This is a genomic window from Microcoleus sp. AT3-D2 (assembly GCF_036705715.1).
Lineage (GTDB): Bacteria > Cyanobacteriota > Cyanobacteriia > Cyanobacteriales > Microcoleaceae > Microcoleus.
In genome coordinates this window covers 1-4,377 of record NZ_JAUBVE010000148.1, presented here as the reverse complement: position 1 = coordinate 4,377, position 4,377 = coordinate 1, and the positions used below count along the sequence as shown (strand labels likewise).

The 4,377-nt window shown below is 49.5% G+C and carries 5 protein-coding genes; 2 read left to right on the top strand and 3 right to left on the bottom strand.

Translation table 11 applies throughout. From position 1 onward, the window contains the following. Positions 1–1,030 precede the first annotated feature (1,030 nt). A complete protein-coding gene (trfA, locus tag QUB44_RS30170; RefSeq protein WP_333373456.1) occupies positions 1,031–1,924 on the bottom strand; it encodes a plasmid replication initiator TrfA in 894 nt (297 codons plus the stop codon). A 7-nt stretch (positions 1,925–1,931) separates the two neighbouring features. Further along, entirely contained in the window at positions 1,932–2,507 is a 576-nt protein-coding gene (locus tag QUB44_RS30165) for a recombinase family protein (protein WP_333373454.1), read from the bottom strand. 554 nt (positions 2,508–3,061) lie between these two features. On the opposite strand from QUB44_RS30165, the gene QUB44_RS30160 reads away from it, so the two are divergent. Both QUB44_RS30160 and QUB44_RS30155 read left to right on the top strand, forming a co-directional pair. After that, complete coding sequence (locus QUB44_RS30160) at positions 3,062–3,346, top strand: hypothetical protein (protein WP_333373452.1); 285 nt, start codon at positions 3,062–3,064, stop codon at positions 3,344–3,346. Continuing rightward, a complete protein-coding gene (locus tag QUB44_RS30155; RefSeq protein WP_333373450.1) occupies positions 3,339–3,554 on the top strand; it encodes a hypothetical protein in 216 nt (71 codons plus the stop codon). Before QUB44_RS30160 ends, QUB44_RS30155 begins: the two co-directional genes overlap by 8 nt. A gap of 164 nt (positions 3,555–3,718) precedes the next feature. On the opposite strand, the gene QUB44_RS30150 is transcribed toward QUB44_RS30155, so the two are convergent. Then, positions 3,719–3,973, bottom strand: a complete 255-nt coding sequence (locus QUB44_RS30150) for a hypothetical protein (RefSeq protein WP_333373447.1) — start codon at positions 3,971–3,973, stop codon at positions 3,719–3,721. Positions 3,974–4,377 lie beyond the last annotated feature (404 nt).

Genomic DNA, 4,377 nt, shown 5'->3' with positions numbered 1-4,377 from the left:
GGTACTGATGTGTTGTTGCTGGTTTCATCGTTGTCCTTCTATGCGTAGATGAGCGTCTATGTATGCCTGCAGGTGCTACTACAGACGGAATCCTCCCCTCCCCTACTGCCGTGCCAATGCCTTTCAGTGCTTTTTTCCACTGCGCTAAGGTTGGGACGGGGTCAGGAATGCGTCTGTTTCGTTTTGGGTAGACGCTCACGATGCAGCCTCTGGGAAGGGGCACTAGGCACTTGCTTTGGCTTTTGGCTTGCACCGCCCCGGCATACCATTCCTTCCGGGGGGAATACTGACTCTTCACAATGTCGGAACGAGACCGTACCTACCGTCGAACAGCTAAGGTAGGTGGACAAAGGACAACCCTAGAAGCGGGTGTGAAGGCGACCAGGGCGTGAATGCTCTGGATTTTTGATTTTGCTTGACAGTTCTTATAAAACTGATTTATACTTCGTCTTGAGACATTCTGTCTTGACTAACTACATTGTAACATCTCGAGGCCCACCTGTCAAGTTTGTAACGCTTTCCATGAGCGTAGACGCTTCTAACAGCGTTTAAATTTCCAAACCTTGATTCCTCTTAGTCCTATGCGTTTCAACGCCTTCAAGAGCCTGTAAACCTGTTGCATGGGCCTTGTCAGTAGCTTGCGCGTACTTCTTCCTTGCAAAACCGGTTTTTGGGGTAGAAAAATCTATGCCATCTCGTACAGAACCCAGGTATTGCTAAACCATAGCGTGATTTCTATAGCTTCTGATAGTGCCATAGGGGCACGATAGCGCCAGGATGGGTAAGTACAGGTTCTGGCATAGCTGTAAAGGGCGGGGGTAAATACGCGAAATATCCGAGTGTTTCCACTTGTCCACAGTGTGAGATCAGTGGTCGGTATTAGAAGAATATTAGAAGACTATTAGCATTCTCCGTTTTCCCTATGAAAAACCGGGGTCAACCGGGAGTCAAATGCCGTAGTGTCGGGAGTCAAATGCCGTAGTGTCGGGAGTCAAATGCCGTAGGCAAATAGTTCACGCACAAAAAAACATCAGCGCTTATCGGGAGTCAAATGCCGTGACTTTGTCTGTCGAACGATGTGTTTCTGTTGACTGGCGGTTGGGACTCTCTTCACATGCACCAGGTCGTTCTCATCTATTTCCCAGTCGAGCAAAGCGCCTACGGCTACTAGGTTGTCCAGGGCCGATCTGAGCATCTTACGGAAGTCGCCAAGCCTCTCAACTGTCGAGCCGCACAGTTCTTTGATCGTGACCACCTTGTATGGGTACGGCGCTGCATGGGTGCTGAAAAATCCATGTGCCCATTTAGCGAGGCTGTTGCTTCCTAGTGCCTTACGCTGTGCCCAATTGATATGGCTATAGCCGTTCTCGTACATCTTCATGATGTCCGGCTCCAGGTGTACGACATAGCGTCCAGAAGTCTCATCTCTATAGCCCTTAACGATCAGCCCTCCGAAGAACCCGCGTTTGTCCTCGGTCCAACGCATATCTACTGTGCCACTACGTAGCCGAGTCAGTTCTTCGTGCAGCTGGTCATGCTGCGACTTTCCTGTCTTACGTCCTAGCTCTCGTAGCAGTGCATTGGTGCTGAACTCAACGCGGTTGCCCAACGGCTGTGCTCTGGCAAGGTGTAGCAACATCTCATACACGTCCAGATCGGTCTGGTTCAGGCGCTCCCCGCGGTAGCGTATTTCCACGCCTTCTACAGCAGTCAACAGGGTCAGTTTCTTGAACGTGTCTCGTCGTTGATTCACTGTGAACAAGGCACCACGTAGGACTGCATTCGGGATACCCCGTACCGAATCAGGCCACAAGGGCAGCGTCAATTGAGGAACAGGAGCAGCCTTGGTCTGCGGCTTTGTCGCTGGTGCTGGCTTGCGCTTAGAGGTGAGCTTTGCAAGGGCTTCTATTGGGGTCTTGGACATGGACTGCTTACGCGGCGTTCTTGGCGTCGCTGAGAATGCGATAGACAGAGGCTACACCGATACCTACTGCATCGGCTACCTGTTGCTTGGTCAGTCCCTTGGCGGCAAGTGCCAGGACTTTGCCTGCCTTGGCTTGCGCTGTCGGTGCACGACCTTTGTACTTGCCTGCGGCCTTAGCAGCAGCAATCCCTACTTTCTGACGTTCCAGCATGTTTTCACGCTCAAATTGAGCGATAGAACCAAACAGATTGAAGGTCAGACGCCCTTGCGGCGTGCTGGTATCCACATTCATATCCAGGATTCGGATAGAAGCGCCAGCAGCAGCTACAACGGCTTCAATTTCCATCATATGAACCATTGAACGAGCTACGCGGGACAGACTAGTGAACACCAGGACATCGCCCTTTGAAAGCTTGTTTAGTACCTTACTGAATTCGACTCGTTCTTCCATCCGAACAGAGCTGATTTGTTCACGGTAGATGGTTTGGTCAGTGCAGCCGGCTTCGCGGAGTTTGGCTACTTGGTCGTCAAGACCTGCTACCTGATGAGCCGAGGAGGTTCTTGCATACCCATAGATTGCCATACCGCATCCTATATTTGAATTCTAAACATAGTGATACTATATCACTAGGGTGGGTTTGACAAGACTTTTGATAGGGTATTTGGTGCTGCAGCGGTACTACGGCTAGAGCAGGGTTTAAAGATAGAGGAAAAAATGACAATTCAACAACACTCAAATTTTGATGATATGGTGATTAAATTTAGCTTGCATTTATCTCGACTATGGAGTACAGTGGTACCACTGCAATAGCGCAGTCCCGCAAAAAATAGTCAACAACAGCGGGAATTTGTTGGGAAGTACTTTAGAAACATTTATCTGATCGATCTTACTTAGGAGCTTTAAATGGCAACCACTCACCCGTCCAGCTGCACATTACTGAACACAGAATTTCTAACCCTAGAAACATGCTCTAGGAGCAGATGATCCGCTGTCTCACAACGCGCTAATCCTACGTAACAAATGCGCGGTATGTATAAATAGACAACTGCAGAAGAACAGTTGTGAGACGTTGAAAAGTGGATCAAAAGTAGGACTAGCGAGCTTTTCTGTAGTGTCCTTTACTCAAAGGATGCTTCATGAAGTACAAGGTAAAAGTAGGTCAGGATTTCGATCCAGCACAAGAAATGACGGTGACTATTGAAGTTGAAGTCACTACCTCTGAAGAACAGGAGTCGAAGAAATCCGGCCTGTTTGCGGACTGGAAAGTTTTGTCCGTTGCAGCGGTATTTACACTGATTTTGTTGTCAGGGATTTACGCCGCCGTCACTGGCGATGCGTCACTCCATGGCCAGCTTCTTGATGTTGCAGTCAAGGTGGCTACAGAGCACCCCAAGGGTAAAAATGCAAAAGAAAATGACTAAGACAACTCGGGTCCAGCTTGAGCTGGCAGAGAGGTCTTACGAGCGCCTGAATTTGTTGAAGGACAAGACAGAGGCGACTTCCTACGCGGAAGTGATGAAGAATGCTCTTCGTTTGTACGAGAGCATCATTGCTCAGCATGACGCAGGGAAACGCCTTTGCCTTCGCAATCCAGACGGTCAAATCACTGAGTACGAAGTTTTCTGCTAATAGGTCGGTTGCCCGAGGTGGCTGACCTATTTAGTGGGACGAGGCTAACATTCATGGAATGTCGTGTCTGCTCGTACCTATAGCTGGCTCTTCTAGTCACTGTCTGCCTTTGGCAGAAGTCCATTCCAGCGTGGATTTAGGTGATATCAATTACTTGCCAGAATTTAATTGGCAGAGACAACCAATGCTGCGCGAGTTGCTGAGAGACCGTACCAGGAGCGTTCTTGGTGACGAAGCTTCCAGATTACTTGCCTGATGTTCAGAGCTGTCCACTGAGCTAGGCGGATAGTTTTGAAACCTTCGCTGTTCAGCTTGTCGGCCATCTCTTTGTAGGTCAAATCAGTGTCAAGTAGCTGTTTGATGCGCTTGATGCTACGGTCTGACTCAGCTTGATTAAGTTGGGGCACCTTCTTTGTCATGTGTATTCCTTTGTTGTTTAGTGTGTTGTCGGTGGCATGGGATGCAGCAGGCTTCTAGTCGGCCTACCGGGCAGAACATGCGCTTACGGTATGCAGCGATGTCTTCTGGCTTGGTGGATTCCAGTACGCCGACGATATCGAGGTGATTACACTGAATCTCACTCCGGTCGAACGACTGCTGGCAGTGAGTACAGCGGATCAGTGTCTTCCATCGTCCAGAGTCGAGCAGCACCCGCTCAGCAGAGCGTTGGATAGCAGCAAATTTCCTTGACGAGACCATCCACTCCTTGCGTATTGCAGAGACGATTGCGGCCTTAGTCATGCCTTGGTACTGATGTGTTGTTGCTGGTTTCATCGTTGTCCTTCTATGCGTAGATGAGCGTCTATGTATGCCTGCAGGTGCT